This window comes from Rhizobium sp. P28RR-XV (assembly GCF_012641385.1).
Lineage (GTDB): Bacteria > Pseudomonadota > Alphaproteobacteria > Rhizobiales > Rhizobiaceae > Rhizobium.
The window spans coordinates 139554-161494 of sequence record NZ_JABAIG010000005.1; the positions used below are offsets into that span (position 1 = coordinate 139554).

At 57.5% G+C, this 21941-nt stretch carries 18 protein-coding genes; 9 read left to right on the top strand and 9 right to left on the bottom strand.

The window, feature by feature from the left end:
• The first annotated feature begins 4 nt into the window (after positions 1-4).
• The 5 genes from HGP12_RS12270 to pepT all read left to right on the top strand — a co-directional run bounded on the left by HGP12_RS12270 (position 5) and on the right by pepT (position 6267).
• Positions 5-982, top strand: coding sequence for an ABC transporter permease (locus tag HGP12_RS12270; RefSeq protein ID WP_168878895.1), 978 nt, complete (start codon positions 5-7; stop codon positions 980-982).
• Positions 983-994: 12 nt separating this feature from the next.
• Positions 995-1870, top strand: a complete 876-nt coding sequence (locus tag HGP12_RS12275; RefSeq protein ID WP_168878896.1) for an ABC transporter permease — start codon at positions 995-997, stop codon at positions 1868-1870.
• Positions 1867-3540 carry an ABC transporter ATP-binding protein gene (locus HGP12_RS12280; RefSeq protein WP_168878897.1) on the top strand — a complete coding sequence of 558 codons (1674 nt, stop codon included), beginning with the start codon at positions 1867-1869 and terminating at the stop codon, positions 3538-3540. Before HGP12_RS12275 ends, HGP12_RS12280 begins: the two co-directional genes overlap by 4 nt.
• 88 nt (positions 3541-3628) lie before the next feature.
• Positions 3629-4864: a CapA family protein gene (locus tag HGP12_RS12285; RefSeq protein ID WP_168878898.1), complete on the top strand. Its 1236-nt coding sequence runs from the start codon at positions 3629-3631 to the stop codon at positions 4862-4864.
• Positions 4865-5007: 143 nt separating this feature from the next.
• The gene (gene pepT / locus HGP12_RS12290; protein ID WP_168879125.1) at positions 5008-6267 is read left to right on the top strand and encodes a peptidase T; all 1260 of its coding nucleotides are present in this window, start codon (positions 5008-5010) and stop codon (positions 6265-6267) included.
• Between the two features lie 87 nt (positions 6268-6354).
• Here the strand turns inward: pepT and HGP12_RS12295 are convergent, their stop codons facing one another.
• A complete protein-coding gene (locus HGP12_RS12295; RefSeq protein WP_168878899.1) occupies positions 6355-6621 on the bottom strand; it encodes a helix-turn-helix domain-containing protein in 267 nt (88 codons plus the stop codon).
• A 290-nt stretch (positions 6622-6911) separates the two neighbouring features.
• On the opposite strand from HGP12_RS12295, the gene HGP12_RS12300 reads away from it, so the two are divergent.
• Positions 6912-7220: a transcriptional repressor TraM gene (locus HGP12_RS12300; protein ID WP_168878900.1), complete on the top strand. Its 309-nt coding sequence runs from the start codon at positions 6912-6914 to the stop codon at positions 7218-7220.
• A 3-nt stretch (positions 7221-7223) separates the two neighbouring features.
• Here the strand turns inward: HGP12_RS12300 and traR are convergent, their stop codons facing one another.
• From traR to HGP12_RS12310, 3 genes are all read right to left on the bottom strand, one after another.
• Positions 7224-7928: a transcriptional regulator TraR gene (gene traR, locus HGP12_RS12305; RefSeq protein WP_168878901.1), complete on the bottom strand. Its 705-nt coding sequence runs from the start codon at positions 7926-7928 to the stop codon at positions 7224-7226.
• Between the two features lie 603 nt (positions 7929-8531).
• A complete protein-coding gene (locus tag HGP12_RS34625) occupies positions 8532-9026 on the bottom strand; it encodes an MFS transporter (RefSeq protein WP_312862871.1) in 495 nt (164 codons plus the stop codon).
• The gene (locus HGP12_RS12310) at positions 8957-9925 is read right to left on the bottom strand and encodes an MFS transporter (RefSeq protein ID WP_312862872.1); all 969 of its coding nucleotides are present in this window, start codon (positions 9923-9925) and stop codon (positions 8957-8959) included. Before HGP12_RS12310 ends, HGP12_RS34625 begins: the two co-directional genes overlap by 70 nt.
• A gap of 337 nt (positions 9926-10262) precedes the next feature.
• Between HGP12_RS12310 and HGP12_RS12315 the strand changes: the two genes are divergently transcribed.
• Positions 10263-10973 carry a GntR family transcriptional regulator gene (locus HGP12_RS12315; protein WP_168878902.1) on the top strand — a complete coding sequence of 237 codons (711 nt, stop codon included), beginning with the start codon at positions 10263-10265 and terminating at the stop codon, positions 10971-10973.
• A 317-nt stretch (positions 10974-11290) separates the two neighbouring features.
• On the opposite strand, the gene HGP12_RS12320 is transcribed toward HGP12_RS12315, so the two are convergent.
• From HGP12_RS12320 to HGP12_RS12335, 4 genes are all read right to left on the bottom strand, one after another.
• Positions 11291-11695: a GFA family protein gene (locus tag HGP12_RS12320; RefSeq protein WP_246703345.1), complete on the bottom strand. Its 405-nt coding sequence runs from the start codon at positions 11693-11695 to the stop codon at positions 11291-11293.
• A complete protein-coding gene (locus HGP12_RS12325) occupies positions 11692-12066 on the bottom strand; it encodes a GFA family protein (protein WP_168878903.1) in 375 nt (124 codons plus the stop codon). The genes HGP12_RS12320 and HGP12_RS12325 overlap by 4 nt, the downstream gene beginning before the upstream one ends.
• On the bottom strand, positions 12063-12317 hold the full coding sequence (locus tag HGP12_RS12330; protein WP_205926441.1) for a hypothetical protein: 255 nt from the start codon (positions 12315-12317) through the stop codon (positions 12063-12065). The genes HGP12_RS12325 and HGP12_RS12330 overlap by 4 nt, the downstream gene beginning before the upstream one ends.
• A gap of 751 nt (positions 12318-13068) precedes the next feature.
• A complete protein-coding gene (locus tag HGP12_RS12335; RefSeq protein ID WP_168878904.1) occupies positions 13069-15003 on the bottom strand; it encodes a methyl-accepting chemotaxis protein in 1935 nt (644 codons plus the stop codon).
• Between the two features lie 546 nt (positions 15004-15549).
• Here HGP12_RS12335 and HGP12_RS12340 point away from each other — a divergent pair.
• Positions 15550-17004, top strand: a complete 1455-nt coding sequence (locus tag HGP12_RS12340) for an NCS1 family nucleobase:cation symporter-1 (RefSeq protein WP_168878905.1) — start codon at positions 15550-15552, stop codon at positions 17002-17004.
• A 289-nt stretch (positions 17005-17293) separates the two neighbouring features.
• On the opposite strand, the gene HGP12_RS12345 is transcribed toward HGP12_RS12340, so the two are convergent.
• Positions 17294-18520 carry a sensor domain-containing diguanylate cyclase gene (locus HGP12_RS12345; RefSeq protein ID WP_168878906.1) on the bottom strand — a complete coding sequence of 409 codons (1227 nt, stop codon included), beginning with the start codon at positions 18518-18520 and terminating at the stop codon, positions 17294-17296.
• A 499-nt stretch (positions 18521-19019) separates the two neighbouring features.
• Between HGP12_RS12345 and HGP12_RS12350 the strand changes: the two genes are divergently transcribed.
• Positions 19020-21836 (top strand): winged helix-turn-helix domain-containing protein, encoded by a 2817-nt coding sequence (locus HGP12_RS12350; RefSeq protein ID WP_312862873.1) that lies wholly within the window; start codon positions 19020-19022, stop codon positions 21834-21836.
• Positions 21837-21941 lie beyond the last annotated feature (105 nt).

The following is a 21941-nucleotide window of genomic DNA, read 5'->3' on the forward strand; positions in this document are numbered from 1 at the left end:
GATCATGGCCATGATTTCATTTGCATTGGCACGGCTCAGTCAAGCCGTTCTTCTCCTCCTCGCCATGTCATTGATCGGCTTTATCGGCATTCACAGCATCGGAAATCCGGTCTTCAACATCGTCAACATCGAAACCGCAACGCCACAGGATATCCAGCACGCCACGATCGCACTGGGGCTAGATCAGCCGATCTGGCGCCAATACGGTCTTTTCCTCAGCAACGTCGTCCATGGAAACTTCGGAACCTCTTATATTTATCATCAACCGGCCCTTGCGCTGGTGATGAATAAGCTGCCCGCGACGCTGGAGCTCGCATGTCTCGCGATGCTCATCGCGGCTCCGGCCGGCACGGGAGTGGGACTCCTGGCCGGCCGGAGGAGGGGCAGGCTGTTCGACCGGACAGCCCTCAGGTCAAGCGTGTTTGCATTGAGCATTCCGTCCTTCTGGCTGAGCATGATGCTGATCCTTTGCGGTGCCATTCTGACCGGCTGGTTTCCATCCGGCGGAAGGGGTGCCACGGCAAGCCTCATCGGGCAGGAATGGAGTGTTCTGACCACAGACGGTCTGTGGCATATGATCCTTCCCGCGCTTGCGCTCGCGATACCCAACATCGCGTTGATCGCACGGCTTTCGCGGTCGGGCACCATCGAGGTCGAAAGCCAGGATTTCACGCGGTTTTGCCGTGCCAAAGGACTTTCCTCGCAAAGGATCCTGCTCCGCCATACCCTTCCGAACATCAGTGTTCCGATCATGACGATCATCGGCCTGCAATTCGGCGGCATGCTCGCATTTGCGGTGGTCGTTGAATCAATTTTCTCATGGCCTGGTGTCGGAAAACTCCTGATCGACTCCATCCAGCTCCTCGACCGCCCGGTGGTGATGGCAACGCTGACCTTCATCTCCGTCACCTTCGTTGCGCTGAATGCCTTTGTCGACCTCTTCCACGTCGTGCTCGATCCGCGCGTGCGCTTGGCCTCATAAAGGTAAACCGCCATGAAAGCAGAAATTCTCCGGGCGCTGAATAAGCGTCCCCCTCGGCAGATGCTGACGCCGTCCATGCTGCTGCTTGCAACCTATATCCTGCTTGCCCTAGCCGCACCCTTGGTTGCTCCGCAAAACCCCTACGACCCGCTACAGATCTATGGATGGGAAGCATCCTCCCCTCCGGGTGCGTCCGGCAGTGGCGGCTATCCCTATCTGCTCGGAACGGACGGACTCGGACGGGATATCGTCAGCTGTATCTTGTACGGCTTGCGTATCAGCCTGCTTGTGTCGATCACAAGCGCCGCCATCGCCGCCTTGATCGGGCTGACGGCCGGTGTCAGCGCCGCCTATTTCGGTAAGTGGGCCGATGTCGCGATCATGCGGCTGGTCGATCTGCAGCTCAGCCTTCCGACGATCCTGGTCGCCCTGATCGCGATCGTGACACTCGGCCCTGGAATCGACCGGATCATCCTGGCGTTGATCATCGCGCAATGGGCGACCTACGCGAGATTGGCGCGCAGCGTCGCGTTGAGCGAAACGAACAAGTCCTACATGGACGCCGCCCGACTCATGAGGCTGCCGACATCGCGGATCATCTTCCGCCACCTGCTGCCGAACAGCATCGCGCCGGCCGTGACCTTGATACCGATCGAAGTCGGGCATGCCATAGCCCTCGAAGCAACTTTGTCCTTTCTTGGGCTGGGCGTCCCGATCGACAAGCCGTCACTAGGCTCCACGGTCGCAAACGGGTTCCAGTATCTGCTGACTGGCCAGTACTGGATCAGCCTTTTCCCCGGCCTTGCCCTGTTCGGCCTGATCGCAAGCATCAATCTCGTGGGTGAAGACATTCGACGCCGCCTCGACCCAAGGAGCCGATCAGTATGACGAACGGGCCTAAAAAACCACCGCTGCTGCGGGTAACGAATCTTGGCCTTCGCCGTCTCTCCACGTCCGAACCGATGACGATCCTGAGCGACGTCAGTTTCGAGCTTGGACGCGGCGAGATCCTCGGAATTATCGGCGAGTCGGGTGCCGGAAAGTCGACATTGGGCAATGCCGTCCTCGGTTTGCTTCCTTCAGAGTTTCAGCGGATATCCGGCATGATCGAACTCGACGGCAAGTCCATCGACAGCATGGAAGCAGACGAGCGGGACACCCTGCGCGGACGGCGAATATCTGCCATCTTTCAGGATCATACCGCTTCCCTTGATCCGCTGATGACCGTCGGCGCGCAGGTGCAGGAAACGATTCTGGCGGCCGATGGCTGTGTCACAAGGCGCGAGGCACGCACACGCGCTGTCGAGCTCCTGGCCCGCGTCGGAATTCCCGATCCGCAGGACCGGTATGGCAATTATCCCCATCAGTTCTCCGGGGGGCAAAGACAACGAGCGGTCATCGCGATCGCTCTGGCAGGCTCCCCTGACATCATTATCGCCGACGAGCCAACTTCAGCCCTGGATGCCACGGTCCAGAAGCAGATTTTGAAGCTCCTTCGATCCTTGGTCGATGAGACGGGTATTTCCATCATTCTGGTCACCCACGACATGGGCGTGGTCTCGGAGATAACCGACCGGGTCCTTGTCATGAGAAACGGCCAGGTGGTGGAGCAGGATCGCGCGCAGCTCATTCTCGATAGGCCCACAAACGACTATACGCGCAGCCTGCTTGCCGCGGTCCCACGGCTGCGAATATCGACTGCGATGGAGGGGGTGCCGGCCAATAACACGGCGACCGTTTCCCAGGAAGCAGCGAAGGGCGGCAACATGTTTCTTGTCGCAGCGGATGTTTCGAAAGCCTTCTCCACGCAGGGGCTCTCGCGGATGTTTGGCAAGAACAGAGTAAAGTTTGCGTTGCGGGACGTGACCATCGCGCTGCCGCCTGGCGCCATCACCGGCATTGTCGGCGAGAGCGGAAGTGGGAAGACAACGATCGGCCGGATCATTGCAGGGCTGGACACGGCCTCGGCGGGAACGGTCACGATCGCGGGAAACAAATTCGATGTTTCGAAGGCCGGTCGCCGCAACGGCCTCCTCGGCCGCGTGCAGATGATCTTCCAGGACCCCGCGGTATCGCTCAATCCCAGGATGACCATCGGCGAAACATTGCGCGAAAGCGTCCGCTTTGGCGCCGATCCGCGTCTCGAAAAAGGACCTGCGGACGTCGAGACTATGATGGACCGGCTCGGCCTCCCCCGAAGCTTTCTTACCCGTCATCCACATCAACTATCCGGCGGCCAGAAGCAGCGCGTTTGTATCGCGCGGGCGCTGCTCGCGAGGCCGCAGATCATCGTTGCGGACGAGCCTACGTCAGCGCTCGACGTGTCCGTACAGGCCGAAATCGTCAAGCTGCTGAAGGACACCATCGCGGAGCAAAACATAACAATGATCTTTATCTCTCATGACCTTGCCGTCGTGCAGCAGCTTTGCAGTTCCGTCTACATCTTCAAGGACGGGCGGGTCGAGGACTTCGGGCCCTCCGACTTCGTCTTTTCCCATTCCCCAAATCCCTACACACGCGCGCTCATCGCCGCTCGACCCGCCCGGTTCATAGGCTGAAGAATGGCTGCAGCCGGGCCGGAGGCTCGGCTTGGACATAGGCCGCGGTTCAGAGATCGGCGCATCCTACCGCCATAGAAGGTGACACATGACTGATAGATTCACGTTGGCCGTCACGGGCCAATCGCTCATAAAATTTGATATTCGCGCCATCCGCGCCCCTGGGTTTCAGGAGGTTCAGGCTCTGCTCGGCCAAGCAGATCTCTCGTTCACCAATTTCGAGGGAACGATCCTTGGAAACTACGGTGGGTGGCCGCTCAAAGGATCGTTTTTCGGCTGTAGCGATCCCGTTGTTCTGGATGCGCTTCAGGCGATGGGGGTTGGGGCGCTTTCGCTTTCAAATAATCATGCCTTCGATCTAGGCCCGTCCGGAGTGCTTTCCACCATAGACGAGGTTGAGAAGCGAGGCTTCCTCCATGCGGGGCTCGGGCGTAATCAGACCGAGGCATTGAGGCCAAGCATCGGAGCAATTGCCGGGCGACGTGTCGCCATCGTCGCGATGGATGGCGGTCCTGGACCAGGCTTTATGTACGCCGCGAATGCAGACATAAATCGGCCAGAGCGGCCAGGTGTTAACCGGCTGGGCTTGTCGCAACGCATTGAGGTCGACCAGGCGGTATTCGATCTGCTTCGTTCTGTGCGGGATAAAGTCGGCTACACGGCGATCGATCTCACCAATGACAGTCAGCCGGATGATCCGCCGTTTGTCGATCCGCATGAGGAAGTCGCGATTGCGCGCGCGATCTTCAAGCGATCCGAATCTTTCGGCCGGAGCGTCAAGATCGATGAGCACGACATCTCACGCAATCTCAAGGCAATTGCCGCCGCTGCTAGTGAGGGCTGCCTTGTCATAGCTTATCTGCATCACCACCACTGGGCTTCCGATTGGTACCAGGTGCCGGAATGGGTCAGCGCCGTTGCTAGACGTTGCATTGACGCCGGCGCGGCAATGTTTGCCAGTCATGGCGCACCGGTCCTTCAACCCATGGAAATCTATCGCCGGCGCCCGATCTTTTATAGCCTCGGCAATTTCATCTTTCATGTCCGATCGGAGAAATCGACATGGCGGGCAACCGAAGTATGGGAGAGTGTTGTCGGCATGTGCTCATACGGCCAAGACAATATGCTCACCGGCATCAACTTCCATCCCATCGTGATCGGCGGAGAGGAGGGATTGAAGAGCCAATTGCTTGAAAGCCGATTGGTGCCACACCGTGCGACTGGCGAAACTGCTGAAAGAATTCTTCAACGATTTAGGAAGCAATCCGCAAATCTGGGCGTACACATCGAAATACAAGATGGAATGGGCGTTCTCAGCGTCTAAGCGGCTGCCTAGGCGTGAGCCAGTTTGGAAAATCTAAATGCAGCCGCGATCGGCAACGGGGAGGGCTGATGAACGCGGGAACGTTTACTGGAAAGTCCCTTTCGAAATGCATCAATTCCATTCATGACTATCGAGGCAATTGCATGTATTCGACTGAACTGGAAACGACAGACATTCGCGACGAACTTATCGGTCGGTTCTTCCGCTATGTTGCCATAGAAAGTCAGAGCAACACCGCGTCAGCGTCTTTGCCCTCCTCGCCGGGACAGCTTGAACTCGCAAGGCAGCTGGGACAAGAACTGCGCGAGCTCGGCGTTGAAGATGTCGTCATCGACGAGCACGCCATTGTGACGGGCGTAAAGCGTGGCAACCAGCCAGGTGCGCCACGCATCGGTTTCATCGCGCATCTCGATACGGTTGATATCGGCCTCTCTCCGGTCATCCGGCCGCAGATCATACGCTTCGAAGGGGAAGACCTGTGCCTCAACGCGCAAAAAGACATCTGGTTGCGCGTTGCCGAGCATCCGGAAATTCGCAACTGGCGTGGCTCGGACATTATTTTCGGCGACGGGACGAGCGTTCTCGGAGCGGATAACAAGGCGGCTATCGCAGTCATCATGACCCTGCTCTCCCGGCTAGAGATCTCGCAGCCCCGCGGCGATATTTTCGTTGCCTTCGTTCCGGACGAGGAAATCGGACTGCTGGGCGCCAAGGCGCTCGATCTCAACCGCTTCCCTTGCGAATTCGCCTACACCATTGATTGCTGCGAGCTCGGCGAAGTTGTCGTCGAGAATTTCAACGCCGCGTCGGGCGAAATTGTTTTTACCGGCGTCAGCGCGCATCCGATGTCGGCAAAGGGTGTGCTGGTCAATCCGTTGTTGATGGCTCTCGACTTCGTCTCCCACTTCGAGCGGAGTGAAACGCCCGAATGCACGCAGAAGCGCGAGGGCTATTTTTGGTTCAAGGACCTTGTTGCGAATGAAAGCAAAGCTCGTCTTAAGGTGATGATCCGCGATTTCGACAAGGCTGCATTCGACACGCGGAAGCAGCGTATCGCCGATGTTGCGGACCGGATTGCGAAGCAATATCCTTCAGGAACGGTGCGGTACCAAGTCGCCGACACCTATCATAACATCGCGGACTACCTCCAGGACGACAACCGCCCAGCCGAACTTCTGTTCAACGCTTTGGATAGGCTCGGCGTCGAAAAAAAGCTCACGCCGATGCGTGGCGGAACCGACGGGGCAGCGCTGTGCGTGCGGGGGTTGCCCACGCCGAACTTCTTTACCGGCGCTCATAATTTCCACTCACGTTTCGAATTCCTGCCGGTTCCCGCATTCCAAAAATCCTACGAGACGGCCCTTATGATATGCATACTCGCAGCGGAAACGCGTGGATGCTGAAGAGCTCATCATAAGCCAACGAAGCCTGGCATTTAATAGAATGATCGCATCAATCTGCGCCGGACGTGAGGCTCGCTCACCTCTAAATCAGAGGTCGGAGGATGGCTCGGAGTTCGGTTTGACCGCCTTTCTGGTGCTGGATAAGCGCTTTGACACGAGTAGCTCGAATGCTTCTACGCCAAGTATTTTTGCAATGCTATCGACCATATCGATAGTGGGGCTATAGACGCATCGTTCCAGGGAGCTGACGTAAGTGCGATGGACGTCCGCGCGATGTGCGAGCTCCTCCTGCGACAGCCCCTTGGCGTTTCGCATTGTCCTGAGATTCAGTGCGAAGATCTCTCGAATGTTCATAGTTGGAATCATGCGCCTTGCAGTGCATTCATCTACAGAGTATTCTCTACAAACGGCGTGGCGAACGACTTCTAGTTTCCCGAATTCCGTTTGTTCGATCATGTCAGAAGTGATAGGGCTTTCGACCAGCTTGGGTGGATAGTGCGACTACATGGGCCGCATGAGGAATGTCCGAGTGCATCGGCCTGCAGGTTCAAGCCTGATTCATTTTGGATTTTGCGCCGGCTGGAGTGCAGAGGGTTCGCTGTCAGTGGGCACACACTACTGATGAACCTAAGATGGGGAGAGGAATGGAATCGAACGTCACCACATCGATGGAAAAGATTGAGCTTCGACCTCTGGTAGGGCTCACGCGGGGACTTCCATTGGCCGATCTAGAGGCCCTCACAATCGAAGCCATCCGTGCGCACAGACATCTGGTTGCGAAGGCCGACAAATTATTTCAGGCATTACCCGACGATTACAAAACAGGAAAAGCGGCCGGTGGCGCCCAGCATCTCGATTCTATCGGGGCAAGCATCGAGATGCACGCGCAGATGAGCGTTGTGAACACGCTGGTCAGTATTCTCGGCTATATCCCGAAGGCGTCGATGAACTGAGGTTCAAATCAGCTTTTTGCGGATGGCAATGGCGATTAGATGCGACGTCGTATGAACATCGAAGCGTTTCTTCGTCTCGGCGAGTTTGACACGCACGCTGTTGTATTTGACGCCCTCTATATCCGCCACTTCCTCCATTGTCTTGCCAACGGCGATCCAGCGAAGATAGGTTGCTTCCCTGGGGTCAAGATAGGCGATGTCCTCGATAGCGGATGTTGTTCGCAGGAAGGCGATGCGGGCATGGAGCTGCGCAACCGCCGCGGCTGCAGCCACGACGTCGATTCCCTTGTCGAGGTCGATCATTGGCTTCTCCGAGGCGAGTGTGAACATCGATGTTGCACCGTTGGCCACCTTGACGGGAATGGTAATGCCGGAGCGGATCCCGAAATCGGCCGCGTGGGTGAAAAACAATCGCTCCGCTTTCGAAAGTCGCGGCCCCTCTCGCTCACCGGCCCAAGTGAAGGTGCGCGTCGTAGACTTCGCGCGCAGGACGACCGGGTCAAGCCTCGAATAGCTTCGTTCGAAATATACCGAACGCCATTCTGGATGATAGTTCGAGACTGCCAGTACATGGCCAGACTGGACATGGAGATAGGCATAGCCGCCAAAACCGTTTTGTTCGGCCAAGCCCGTAAGTGCCCCCTCAAGGTTGCTTTGATCGCCTTCGATTGCGGTGAGATCGGTCAGTTTATCTAGCCAATGCTGCATTTAATGTTCCCCTTGACGTATTGTGGTCCTTGTCGTCGCTGTCCGCTCCGACCGTTGGTCATTCTCCTCCTCATGTAGACTGCGTCGAAGATAGCGTATCATCTGCAGCTACCAACCGCAGCGTGTCACATTCAGTATAAATGGACAACAGTGCGCAACCGCAGACCCCCTGCAGCGCGTCAAAGCTCGGCGGTTTGTGCTGGTTACCGCTATAGTGATGAGTTTGCATCGTTACGCGGCGATGCCAAGGAAAGCTGTGACAGGGGCAGGCGATACGATCGAAGAGATGTCCCGATCAGAACACCGACGAGAACCGGGACAATTCGGACAGCGTTAACGCTGTCATTGGACCCACTATCTCCCGAACAGGCAGCTGGAAATGCTTAACGCCTTAGCCGCGGCGACCGGGTCCCTTTCTGTGCGGAGGTCAGCAGTAGATCTCATGCATGATGAGGGCAATTCGCGTGAGAAGACAGACGCGGATTCTCATGGTTTGAGTAGGGGAAGACATCCGTCGTTGCATGGTTGGGCGTCGGCAATTGGATATCTCCTGGCGATCATGCCGAACCGTTTCTATCGCCGGAGGAAAATCGAAAGCGGCGGCTAGTTGCGATCACTGTTTTTGGCGAGTGCGAACTCTGCGCCAACGGGATCAAGATGTGGCTTTGAAATCTCGAACCGTTTGATCTGACCGACTAACATCCAATAGCTGATAACCCCACCTATGACATGCAGCCCTACATAGAGGAGCGCGCCGTGAAAGGAGCCTGTTCCCTCAATGATATAGCCGATTGCGACTGGAGTGATCACGCCGCCGATACTGCCTGCGGCATTGAATAGACCGCCAGTCAGGCCGATCGCCTCCTTGGGTGCTGTGTCGGCGACGACGGTCCATCCGAGCGCTCCAAAGCCCTTGCCGAAGAAAGCAGCACACATGATCGCAACGACAATGGCATTTACATCCGTGTAGTTGCACAGAATGATCGTGAAACTCAGGCCGAGGCCGATGGTGATCGGGATTTTCCTAGCTAGACTGAGAGAGCCCGTCTTGCGCAGTAGCCAGTCGGAAAAAATCCGGTGGAGACGCCGCCGATACATCCGAAAATCGCCGGCAAGGATGCCACGAATCCCGCCTGTAGCATCGAGAAATGTCTTTCCTGAACCAGATAGCTGGGAAACCAGGAGATGAAGAAGGTTGAAAGCGAGGCAATGCAATATTGGGCGAGGAAAATCCCGAGCAGCATGCGATTCGTCAGAATTTGTCGGGCGACCTGCCGGGTAGAGACCTGCACCTGGTCGCCTTTGATTTTCTCGCCTCCGACATCGGTCAATGCTCCGCCTGACTTGATGTAAGCGATCTCTTCTTTCGTAACCCGCGGATGGCGGCTGGGGGCGAAATAAGCTCTCCACCAGATCAGCGCTAAGACCAATCCGATGACGCCCATGACGGAAAAGATATGTTCCCAACCGAAATAGTGGAACAGCGCGCCCATCAGGGGCGTAAAGACCGCAAGCGACAGATATTGAGCTGAATTGAAGATCGCGCCGGCAACGCCACGTTCGTCCGAGGGAAACCATGCGGCGATGATGCGGGCAGACGCCGGCGTTACCGGTCCTTCCAGGAGTCCCAGCACGAACCTCAACACGTAGAGTGCCACCACCGGATAGGCGAAATACCCGACGCCGCTGACAAGGGTGATCGCGATCGACCATCCGGCCAGAGATAGCAACATCGCCGCCTTGGCTCCCGTCCGATCGACGATGTAGCCCGATGGCACTTGCGCAAGGAAGTAGCTCCAGGAGAAGGCCGAAAAGAGCCAGCCCATATTCGCGGCGCTGATGCCGAGATCCTTGGAGATCCCAGGGCCCGCGACAGACAGCGTTGCTCGATCTCCCGTGCTAACAGCCAGGATAACCGTAATAAGCGCAAGCACGATGAAGCGCTGGTAGCCGGCCCGGCGGGGTATACCACTTGGCTCGGAGATATGTGTTGTCATCTAGGGAACCTTTCGGGAGATCTGGAGCTCTGCATCGTTCGCTCGTGCCGCTGCGGCTGACTCGAAGAAGGATGGCAACCGCGGACAGGGAGCCGCGGCGCCTAAAGCGCTCTAGCGCTCAATGATCGGTGGCTCGCCGACGTATGCCTCGTACGACAGAAACTCGCCGCTGGGTCGTTGGAATAGGCGATGAATTAGCTTTGCATCACGCATCCTTCTCAAAGGCTCCCCAACCTTCCTTCAAACGATTTCGGTTGCCGAAGTCTGATGTCGACAGAAATCTGAAATCTGATATACCAGATGTCACAATAACAAGCACCCGTCAACGAGATTCAAAATGATCGAAGCGAAGCAGGGCGTGGCGCGCGAGGCGGCCTTTAAGAAAATCGATCCGGCCTTTCAGGTAACGATGCGCGATCATGTCTATCGTGCGATCAGAAGCGCCATCCTTTCGGGCGCCTTCGCCACCGGCGAGAGGATCAACGAGCGGCACCTGGCCGAGCAATTCGGTGTCAGTACGACACCAATCAAGGAGGCATTGCGCCAGATCGAAACGGAGGGACTTGTCGAGACCCTGCCTCGTCGAGGCGTCGCCATCCGTTTCAGCCCCCAATGGGCGGAGGAGATGATCCTTGCACGTGCGGCATTGGAATCAATGATCGCGCATTTGGCCGCGAAACGCATCGATAAAGCATCAGGGGCCGAGCTTCTTGCGACCGTCGATATCATGGAAACGGCAACCGCATCCGGGGATGCCGATAGGCTGATCGCGCTGAACGAGACGTTTCACGATCATATCCATCGCAGCTCTCGCTGCGGCTATCTCGCGAAACTCATCGAGCGCCAGCAGTTTTACGATGCAAGCATTCGCCGCATTGTTCACCTCGACCCCACTGAGCGGCAGAAGGCCCTCAGCGAGCACGCAAGCATCGCTGAAGCGATTGTCACCGGCGATGCCGATTTGGCGGAGCGCTTGATGCGTAACCACGTTGTCCGCTCGGGCGACACCTATCTCGGCATCGTCTTTGGAAAGCAGAAGAATATCTGAACAGGCCTTAGTGTGATCCCGTTGCGGATCGAATAAAGGCTGGCAAGGATCGAGTTCCGGCAACAATCCGGCTTCTAGAAAAAGAAAGTCTCATTCGGCGTCTGTGTTCAGACTAAGGTCCATGTTCAATGCATTTTTCTTCGGATATGGGCTTCTTGCCCCCGGTCGCCTTCACCACAACTAGTGTAGGCGGTCAGCCCTGTCACCAGAGCAAGCTCTGGTGACAGGGCAATAGTTAGCCGATGGATGCCGTCGCTTCCCGTACCTTGATGCAGCTAATTGGATCGAAGGCTGAGAATCTCTTCGATCTCGCTCTTTCAGAAGCGCTCGCGCGTTTCTTCCTGCGGCAAATCCAAACCGATATCAGCCCAACCAAGGCGGCTTTCGACACCATAATGTGAGCTAGGTACGACCCGTTGTGGATGATCGAGAGAGCCGACGGTCACGCGGATGAGTTCATCATCGTCATATCGGAGAAAAAGCGGTGTGCCGCAATCGGGGCAAAAGCCACGAATGGCGATCGGCGATGACCGGTAAATTCGTGCCTTTCCTTGTGTCCATTCGAAAGCCGCTAATGGCGCCTGCACCAGAGTGGCGAAAGCGCCGCCAGTTGCCCGCTTACACATGTTGCAGTGACAATAGCCGGCATGAGGATCCGCGCTGCTGAATTCGTACCGGCAGGACCCGCAAAGGCAACCGCCCGACCATCTCGCCTCGCTCATGGTCGGTCCTCTTCATATTGCTCCGCACCCTCGATTGGCGTTAGCCAAGGCTCTCGACGCTTGGTCCACAATTCATGGGTAGGGGTGAGGCGAGTGGGTGCCTCGGTCAGGACGCCGAGCTTTATCTCTACTTCTTCCTCGTTAAGTGCAAAAACCCGCGAACCGCACCGAGCGCAAAATTCCCGTCCGGCAAATTCACTCGTTTCGCCCTCGTATTCGAATTCAGCTGAAGACCATATGCCGAAATACGTGAAGGCCGAGCCACTTTCCTGCCGACAATCGGTGCAGTGGCAAATGCCGACGCGAAGAGGATTTCCTCGAACCGCCAAACGCACTTGCCCACAGCGGCACGAACCGGTCAATTTGGTCATGACACATCCTCTTCGTCGATGACATCCGTGGTTGGGCCATCGCCGCGGCTGACATGCTCTGAACGCCAACGCCCGTCGTCAAGCTGGTAGGTTATCTGGGTGTCTTCGCCTCCGTGCTGCTGCCGAGCTGCGGCTGATTTCGCCGCAGCAAGCGCGCTCTCGTGATCGGGAAACGTTTCTGACCAAACGTCACCGACGCGGTAGGCGAAGCCTTCATCATGTTTACCGACGTGATATGTTAAGGGCATCATCTCCTCCTAGCCTGATTGATAGGCTCCCAGGGCGATGGCGCAGTCCGTGTACTGAGCCATCGCGCGAAACGAGAAACTTCATTCATGGGACCCTGTTCGCGTAATTAAAGCTCTGAGAGGCAGAAAGGTTTCCAATTTTCGCGCGATCGGTCGATCGGAAGGCAGACGAATCCTAGCTTGCGGCTCGCGATCGAGCTGGCGGCCTTGCCGTTTTCTTCCTGCAAAGCCGGTCATTCTTCAGGTGGCCGGAGCACCACGACTGCGCGGGCCTAGCGGGAATTTCTTCGCATCGTCGTTCCATGGAGCGAAGATTACTGGGCCCGACGGCCGCGGGTCCTTCACGCTGCGTGTCACGAGATAGATCATGCTCGATCGCGCTTGCCGCGAGCATCGCGTCGATCACCGGTGGGGCGTGACCGCTGTTGCGTCTCGCTTCGCCTGAAATTCGTCCCGCATCGCCGAACGATCATGTCGTCAAGCGACAAGACCCTCCAAACCGGCGGACGCAACAGAAATTCGACGTTGGTCTCGTTCCAACTTGTGGTTCCACCCGTGTGGCTGTCTGCGCGGCAGCTTCGTCACTGCTGGCTCAGCCGAGCCCGGTTCGAAGCATTAATATTTCAGCCGTGAAAACTCGGACGCCATGACCATATCGGTTGGACGTGGGCGCGGGAAGGAAACTCGCACCTTCCCGCGTTCGCCGATTTCGAAGCCCGACGATCCCATCCAGGGCGGGCCGACGCCGGGAGGATCAGAACTCTTCCCAGGATGCCGATGCCGCTGCGGTGGCACCGGAGGCGCCGAATGCGCCGGCAATTTTAGCCCGCAGCGAGCGCGCCGGCGATGCGGCAGGGCTGGACCGTTCCGTCACGACGGCTGGCCGCGCGCGGCTGCGGCCGTTCTGCAGATTGAACTGCCCGAGGATATCGTTCAGTGCGGTCACTTCCTTGGCGAGGCTGTGGCTGGCAGCCGTCGATTCCTCGACCATGGCCGCGTTCTGCTGTGTCCCCTGGTCGATGCTGTTGACGGCCGTGTTGATCTCCTGCAGGCCGGTTGTCTGTTCGCGCGCTGCCTCGACGATCGCCCGCACGTTGCGATCGATCTCTTCGACTTCCTTGACGATCTGCTGCAGCGATTGCCCGGTTCTCGTGACGAGAGTGACGCCACTGTCGACCTGCTGTCCCGATGTGGAAATGAGCGCCTTGATCTCCTTCGCCGCCGTGGCGGATCGCTGCGCAAGCTCGCGGACTTCCTGCGCGACGACGGCAAAGCCCTTGCCGGCGTCACCTGCACGCGCCGCCTCGACACCGGCATTCAGCGCAAGCAGGTTCGTCTGGAAGGCGATATCGTCGATGACACCGATGATATTATTGATTTCGCCCGACGACTTCGAGATTGCTTCCATCGCGGCGATCGCCTGCTGCATGACTTCGCCCGATTTCTCCGCGCCGATCCGGGCGCGTCCGACCAGCGAGCTCGCTTCCTCCGCGCGCCGGGTGGAATCCTTGACGGTGGTGGTAATTTCTTCAAGGGCAGCGGCCGTCTCTTCGACGGAGGCTGCCTGCTGTTCGGTACGCTTGGAGAGATCCTCCGCGGCGGACCGGATTTGATTGGCGCCGGCCGCGATGGCCTGACCACCCTGGCCGACGGCGACAAGCGTCTCTTCGACCTTCGCCATCGAGGCGTTGAAATCTGCCCTCAGGCGATCAAGATGGGCGACGAAGGGCTGCTCTATGCGATAAATCAGATTGCCGTTTGAAAGTTCTCCCAGGCCGTTTGCCAGGCTGTCGACGGCAAACTGCGCGTCGGCGGCATCCTTGGCTTTTTGTGCCTCGCGCTCAAGCCTTTCCTTTTCGGACAGGCTGCGGCCGGCTGCGGCTTCCTGCTCCAGTCGGATACGCTCGATGGCGCTGTCGCGAAAGACGGAGACGGCCGCTGCCATCTGACCGACTTCGTCCCGACGTTCGATTCCTGAAACAGGCTCTTCTGTATGTCCGTCTGCGAGCGAGACCATGCGCGCCCGCAGCCGTTCGATCGGAGCGGTAATGCCGCGCGCTGAAACGAAAACAGCGATCGCGATCACGGCGGCAAAGAGGACGCCAAGCGCAATCAACGCATCGGTGATGCTATCCGCGGCCCGTTGGCCAAGCATAGTGCTCTTGGCATCGATATTCTTGTTGAAGGTATCGAGCCATTGGCGAACCGCAAGAACCTCGTCATTGATCAGTGGATCCGCCTGCTTCAGCAGTTTGGTTGCAGCGTCGTCTTCGTCCGCAAGTCCCGCCTTCACCGCCTGATCGGTCAGCGCAATGATGTCATTGGCCCTCGTCACCAGTTTGTCCAGGGTATCCGACTCTGCCGGCATCAGCTGCTTGGCGGTTGCAAGGCGCTGGAGAAGGATCCTTTTGTTCTCATCATAGTCTTTTGAGAACGCGGCCATCTCCGGGCTCTTCGCTCTATAGACAGAGATCTGATAGGCATTGTACCCCAGCGCCGTCACCCGCTGACTGGCCCTCGCCATCTCCACGGCCGCCCTCGCATCCTTCGTAATAAAGTTCGAATACGCGGCAATACTGTCCTTGTATTCGTTCGATAGGAAGAGGACGCCTGCAATCCCGATCAGACAGATCGGCATCATGATGGAGAGTACTTTCGTCCTGATTTTGGCGTTCTGAAGAAATGACATGAGGGGCTCGTGGTATTTGCGAGCAAGTGCCTGTCTGCGCAACGAGGGTCGACGCACTTTGGCCATTGCTCTGAAGATCGGGAACATCGCAGGGCTCGAGCGTCCTGCCCGTCGCATTTTGGCGCTGCGACATGAAAGATGGCAGATACATCTGATAAAAGAATTAATAACAAAAACCGTGTGAATTGATCAAAGTATTTCGATCGGTGGTTGGCAGACGCAATAACAGCTAAAAATTGCATCCTTGCCTATAATTTAAAAAAGCAACCGTTTTGCGTGCATAATTAGTTGAGTTGGATGATGTATACTATTTCAGGATCGGGTAACACGACCATTGCCAATCTATACTGTATCTTTTGCTCGCGTGTATGTGCGAGGGGTTACAGCTGGCACCCATGTCAGCGCATGTACGTCGAATGACGAGGTGCCGCGATCATGCGCTGGAAAAGCCGCCTGCCGCATCGCGTCGCGATTGCCATATAAGCATTTTGGGAGCACCCTTCGCCGGGAGTCGGGAGGACTCTGAACGATTGGGGGAGAGGGGAAATGACCATACAAAATCCATCGCCTGCATTGTACAACGAGGACTTGGCGCCTGCCGAAGAGAGGAAGTGGGGCGCGTTCAGTATCTTCAATGTATGGACGTCGGACGTTCACAGCCTTTGGGGATATTATCTTGCCGCTAGTCTTTTCCTGTTGTGCGGCAGTTTCATCAACTTCGTGATCGCGATCGGTATCGGCTCGCTGGTCATCTTCTTCCTTATGAGCCTCGTCGGTAACGCCGGCGTCAAGACGGGCGTGCCTTTCCCGGTTCTTGCCCGCGCCTCGTTTGGAACCTTCGGCGCAAATGCACCGGCGCTGGTGCGGGCCGTCGTCGCTTGCTTCTGGTATGGTGCCCAGACCGCGGCTGCCTCAGGTGCCATCGTCGCTCTTCTGATCCGCAACGAGAGCATTCTCGCATTCCATCAAAACAGCCATATGCTCGGCCACTCAACACTCGAGGTCATCTGCTATGTTGTCGTATGGGCGCTGCAGCTTTTGATCATCCAGCGCGGCATGGAGACGGTGCGCAAATTTCAGGATCTGGCCGGCCCCGCCGTCTGGATCATGATGCTGATGCTTGCGATCTATCTAGTGGTCAAGGCGGGCACGTTTTCCTTCGGCAGTGAAATTCCGCGCGAAGTCCTGCTGGAAAAGACGAAGGACGCGGGTGTGCCCGGTGAGCCTGGATCCTTGTCGGCGCTTGCAGCTGTTGCCGCGACCTGGATCACTTATTTTGCCGCGCTTTATTTGAACTTCTGCGATTTCTCACGTTACGCCAAGGACACCAAGACTTTGCGGAAGGGTAATCTCTGGGGTCTGCCGATCAATCTGCTCGCCTTCTGTCTCGTCGCTGGCGTCACCACGACGGCTGCCTTCACGGTCTATGGCGAAGTGCTTCTCCATCCCGAAGCGATCTCGGCGAAATTCGACAGCTGGTTCCTGGCGCTGCTTGCCGCATTGACCTTTGCGGTCGCGACGCTCGGCATCAACGTGGTCGCAAACTTCGTCTCGCCGGCATTCGACTTTTCGAATGTTTTTCCAAGGCGGATCAGCTTCAAGCGAGGTGGCTATATTGCGGCCCTGATCGCGCTCGTGCTCTATCCGTTTGCGCCGTGGGAGACGGGCGCCGCCCATTTCGTCAATTTCATCGGCTCAAGCATGGGGCCGATCTTCGGGATCATGATGGTGGATTACTACCTAATCCGGAAAGGCGAGCTGAATGTCGCGGCGCTCTATCAGGAAAGCGGCGAGTTTCGCTTCCAGAACGGCTGGCATAGAAACGCCTTTATTGCCTTCGTGATCGGTGCGCTGTTCTCGTCGATCCTGCCGACCTTCACATCAATCCTGCCAGAATGGTGGGGAACCTACGGTTGGTTCTTCGGCGTCGGTATCAGCGGCACAGTCTATTATGTGCTTCGTATGAGCGCTCGTGGTTCCGCCATCGGGGCCGCGACTTAATCAAAATTGCTTAAGCAATGAGGACCAGAAAGTGATGTAGCTCGATCGATTGTCGAGTTCATCAGGGCTGGGCCGAGAATGGCCCAGCTTGTCGCAGCCCGCAATCCGTTGAAGGATCATCGCCCATTGTGGCGGTGATCTGAAGATGGCTAGCTAACAACCTTCTTCAGCGGCATAAGAGGTCTTGGCGGAGACGCTGCTCAAGCGAAAGACTGTCTTCACGCGAGGCGGTTACAATCAGCTGGCAATGGATAGTTTCGGCTGCACGCAGCAGCGGCTGACCATCTAACTAATGAGTTGCGACCCGAGCCGACAGTCGTTCTCTAACCGGATCCTCCAGATTGCTTTCATCAACTGTCGCGCTGAAATTCTCCCTGGCAACCCGGTTGCGGCCCGCGGATTTGGCAGTGTAAAGAAGCTTGTCGGCGCGTCCCATCATCTGGCGGAGGTTCTCTCCAGCGCGACGCTCGATGACGCCGAAGCTCGCCGTCGTCGCTCGTTTAACCGGCAATACCTGATGCAGGTTATTTTCTGCGGCAGAGCGAATCCGCTCGGCGATCGCAACAGCCTCGGCTTCCGAAGTGTCGGGCATTAGGACTGCGAACTCCTCTCCGCCTATGCGCCCGACAAGGTCGGACCCACGAACTTCGTTTATGAGCATCTGGCCGAACCGCCGCAGTACGTCGTCACCGGACTGGTGTCCGTAAGTGTCGTTGATTGACTTAAAGTGATCAAGATCACAGAGCACGAGCGAAAGCGGGATCTTTGACACCCGCCGAAACAGAATCTCGGAGCGTTCCTCAAACCCCCGGCGGTTGAGGACCTTGGTTAGAATATCGACGTCACGCTCCTGCCGGAGATCATCGAGAAGGTCAGAAAACGCGGCTGCAAGGATCGCAAATGCGAGTATTACCCCCATAATCGCGACTGACACCTGAAGCGCCTGCCAAAAGGGAGACTGGCCAAACGTCGTTGCCGAGAAAACCGCATTTGGCCCGACTGTTAACGCCGTCCGCGGGAAAAACTGCACCGCAAAAATGAACATGATCCAAAACAATGTTCGATCAATTCTTCGCGCGTTTGATTGAGGTGCGATTCGCAAGGATGCGACGACCAGAATAGCGCCGTACCCGAAATTCTGAACGCAGATTCGGGCGATCAGGTTCGGCGTCACGTAGCAAAAATACCAGAGGAGCCCCGTAAAGGTTGCGAGGAGCACAATGTCCATTGCAAGACCGAACCGCTTCTGCGATCGCCGCAGGATGCCTTCGGTCGCCGCGATGACGGCAGACGTGTAAAACACGCCCGATATCATGGCATTCGGATAGGGAGCATCGGGTAAATGCAGTACCTGCACCAAGGCGCCGCCGGAAAAAAGCACGCAGGCAAGAGCGAGCGGTAAAAGATAGTGGCGTCTTCGCTCGACCAACCAAGCACTACAAAATACGCAGCCAAACACAAAAAGCGTTCCCGGTGCGATTAGTGACATTGCAATCGTCGAATGTGATGTAACCATCGCGGCCCTTCGTCACTTCGAAGCTTCAGAGTGTAGCCTTTATTTGCAAAAGGAATGACAGATCAGACGCAACGTTTCCTGAAGACGACCTATAAAATTTTACCGAATGGGCGAAGGACATGCAAACGCACGACGGCGCTCCTGTGACAGACCCGGCTGAAGACAAGAAAACCCCCGGGCAAGGGGCGGCTACGGCGGTGTGGTGTGTAACTTTCCCGGCGCTAAATTCTCTAGGAGGGGACGGGTCTTGATATTGCAATAACCTGAAGCACAGTGTTGTATCTCGCGGTGCCTTGCGACGACGGCACGGCACGTACTGATCCCTCAAGAAGATGGGACGGCCCGCTAGTTCGTTGCCATACATTCTCGAGCCAAGATTGTATTGGGCTGTCATTCTCCGACCCGACAGGATCGACTATGATCGGCCGCGTTCCCATTGGCTATCAGGGCAGGCAGGATGGAGCGACACGCATTCCCTAACGCATCCATGAGGTCGGATGTGGCGAAATTCTTCGGCGAATTCCGGCTGTATCCGGGGCGGCACCTCCTTGTCAGAGACCAGGAGCCGGTGGCAATCGGGTCGCGAGCGCTCGACATCCTGATCGCGCTGACGGAGCGGCCTGGCGAGCTCGTGACAAAGGACGAACTGATTGCGCGCGCCTGGCCCAACTCGATAGTCGAGGAATCGAACCTCAGAGCGCAGATCGCCGTGCTTCGCAAGGCGCTGAGCGAGGATCAATCCGCCCCGCGCTATATTGCCGCCGTCCCTTCGCGGGGCTATCGGTTTATCGCGCCGCTTTCCCATTCGCAGGTTGCGAACGAGCCTGCGGAGGCCGCGCCAAACAATCTTCCACGGCAACTTACGCGGCCCATCGGAAGGGAGGAGGCGGTCGAAATCCTTGAAGGACGCGTTCAACGGTTTCGTCTGGTCTCTATTGTCGGTCCGGGCGGCATCGGAAAGACAACCGTCGGCGTCCGCGTGGCAGAGGAACTATCTTCATCGTACGAACACGGCGTGTGCTTTATGGACCTAGCACCGCTTCCGCATCCTTCGTCTCTTCCGTCCGTGCTGGCGTCACAGCTTCGGCTCCCGGAGATAACGGGTGATCCCGTTTCCCTGTTGAACGCGCACCTCCGTGACAAACATATGTTGCTAATATTCGACAGTTGCGAACTGGTGCTGGACGACGCCGCGCAACTGGCGGAGACCTTACTCCGGCAGGCTCCGGGCATCAGTATTCTCGCCACCAGCCGAGAGGCCTTGCGGGTGGAAGGGGAGAGCGTGTTCAGGCTTCCGCCGCTGGATATGCCGCCGCTTGGCTCCGGCCTCACCGCGGCCGATGCTTTGGCATTTCCCGCCATTCGCCTTTTTGTGGAGCGCGCAACGTCTGGAAGCGAGTATGCCTTCGATGATGACGAGGCTCCGATCGTCACCCACATATGCCGTCAGCTCGACGGGATCGCCCTCGCAATCGAGCTCGCTGCGGGCAGGGTTGAAGCATTCGGGACACGAGGGATAGCGGAGCTTTTGAATGATCGCCTACGATTGCTGACGGGTGGTCGGCGCACCGCTCTTCCACGTCACCAGACGCTGGCTGCAATGATCGACTGGAGCTACGGTGCGCTTTCACCTGAGGAACAGACGGTGTTGCGAGCGCTTGCCGTACTCGCTGGCGAATTCGGTCGCGAGGCAGCGGTGGCCGTTGCTTTCAACCCGCTCGCCGAACGCGATGTACCGGGGAAACTCGCGCAACTCGTGGCGAAGTCCCTCTTGGCTGTCGACACGCACGGCAAGGTGGCGCAATACCGATTGCTCGATACGACGCGTGCCTTCGCTGCAAGCAAATTGCAGGAAGAAGGGGAGGTCAGCCTTGTCGTCCGGCGCCTGGCGAGATACCTGTGCGAAACTCTCGAGCATTCGCATGAAGAAGTTGAAACCCTGCCGAGTGAGGACTGGCTGCATAAGTACGGTTCTCAAATCAACAATGTCCGCTACGTCCTTGACTGGGCCTACTCGGACGACGGCGACGCCGATGTAGGCATTGCCGTAACTGTTTCGGCCGTCCCCCTCTGGTATCAACTATCGCTGGTCGATGAATGCCTGACGTGTGTGCAACGCGCACTTCTGGGCCTCGATCCAGGAGAGAAGCGGGACGGTCGTGCTCGTCAGGTTATGCAGCTCTATAGGGCGCTCGGCCTCGCTCAGGCCTTCAAGGTCGGGTTCGCGCCACAGGCTCCTGCCGCGTTCTCGAAGGCCCTGGAGATAGCCGAGGAGCTGGGAGACGTAGACGCACAGGCCGAAGCCCTGTGGGACTTGTGGGTGGCGCAGGTGGGTATGGGCGATTATCGTGCGTCGCGCGATAACGCGGATCGGTTCGTAAAGCTTGCTCAAAACAGCCTCGACAGGTTCATCGGCGACCGCATGCTGAGCATGACCCTCTTCTGCATGGGAGATTTCCGAGGTGCCCGCCGCCACGCCGATCTCATGCTGGCCCATGATGTCTTCACCGACATTCCCACTCGTGTGTCCGTCAGGTTCAGGTTTGGTCAATCCGTTTCGGCGCGAATACAGCCCGCTCAGCTCCTGTGGATGCAGGGCTTCCCGGATCAGGCCGTGCGCGCCGCCGATGCCGCTGTCGAGGCGGCGAGGGCTTCCGGCCACGCGATTTCCCTATGCGAAGCGCTGGCTCGGTGGTCGTGTCCAATCCTCGTTCATGTCGGAGACCTCGCGGCAGCTGATTACGCGATCACGGAACTATTCGATTTGGCCACACTGAACGGGCTTGGTCCCTGGGAGGTATTCGGCCGGTGCTGGAAAGCTGCCCTGCTGATCGAACGGGGATACCCCGAAAGGGGCGTTCCGCTTCTCCGCAACGCGATGGCGGAATTGCGCCAGGTCAAGCTGTTCAACCTCTACAATGTCAGATTTGTGTGCTTCATGGCCGAGGGTCTTGCCGCGCTCAACGAGCACGTCGAAGCACGCGCGCTCGTTGAGGCGGCCATTACCGCAAGCGAAGACAAGGACGAACTCTGGTACATCACGGAACTCTATCGTCTGAAGGGTGACATTCTTGCGCAATGTGGACATGGCAACGAAGCCGAGCAGTGCTATCTCCGTTCGATGGAACTGGCGCGACAGCAAGATGCACTTTCCCTGGAGCTGAGAGCAGCCTCTAGTCTGTCTCGGTCAGTGCTGGCGCGCGGCGACAGGATTGGTGCGCGCAAGCTCCTCGCCGACGTCTACGAGCGTTTCAGCGAAGGTCTGGATACCGCAGATTTGATCACAGCGAAGGCGGTACTGGCCGAACTTTCCTGACCGAGACGTGCCTTTCCGCGGGCACGCACCGTTGGCCGTCACACAAGAATTCACAACGATTCACTGGCTGTGGACCTTCCTGTCTGCCATCTTCTGCCCGTCGCC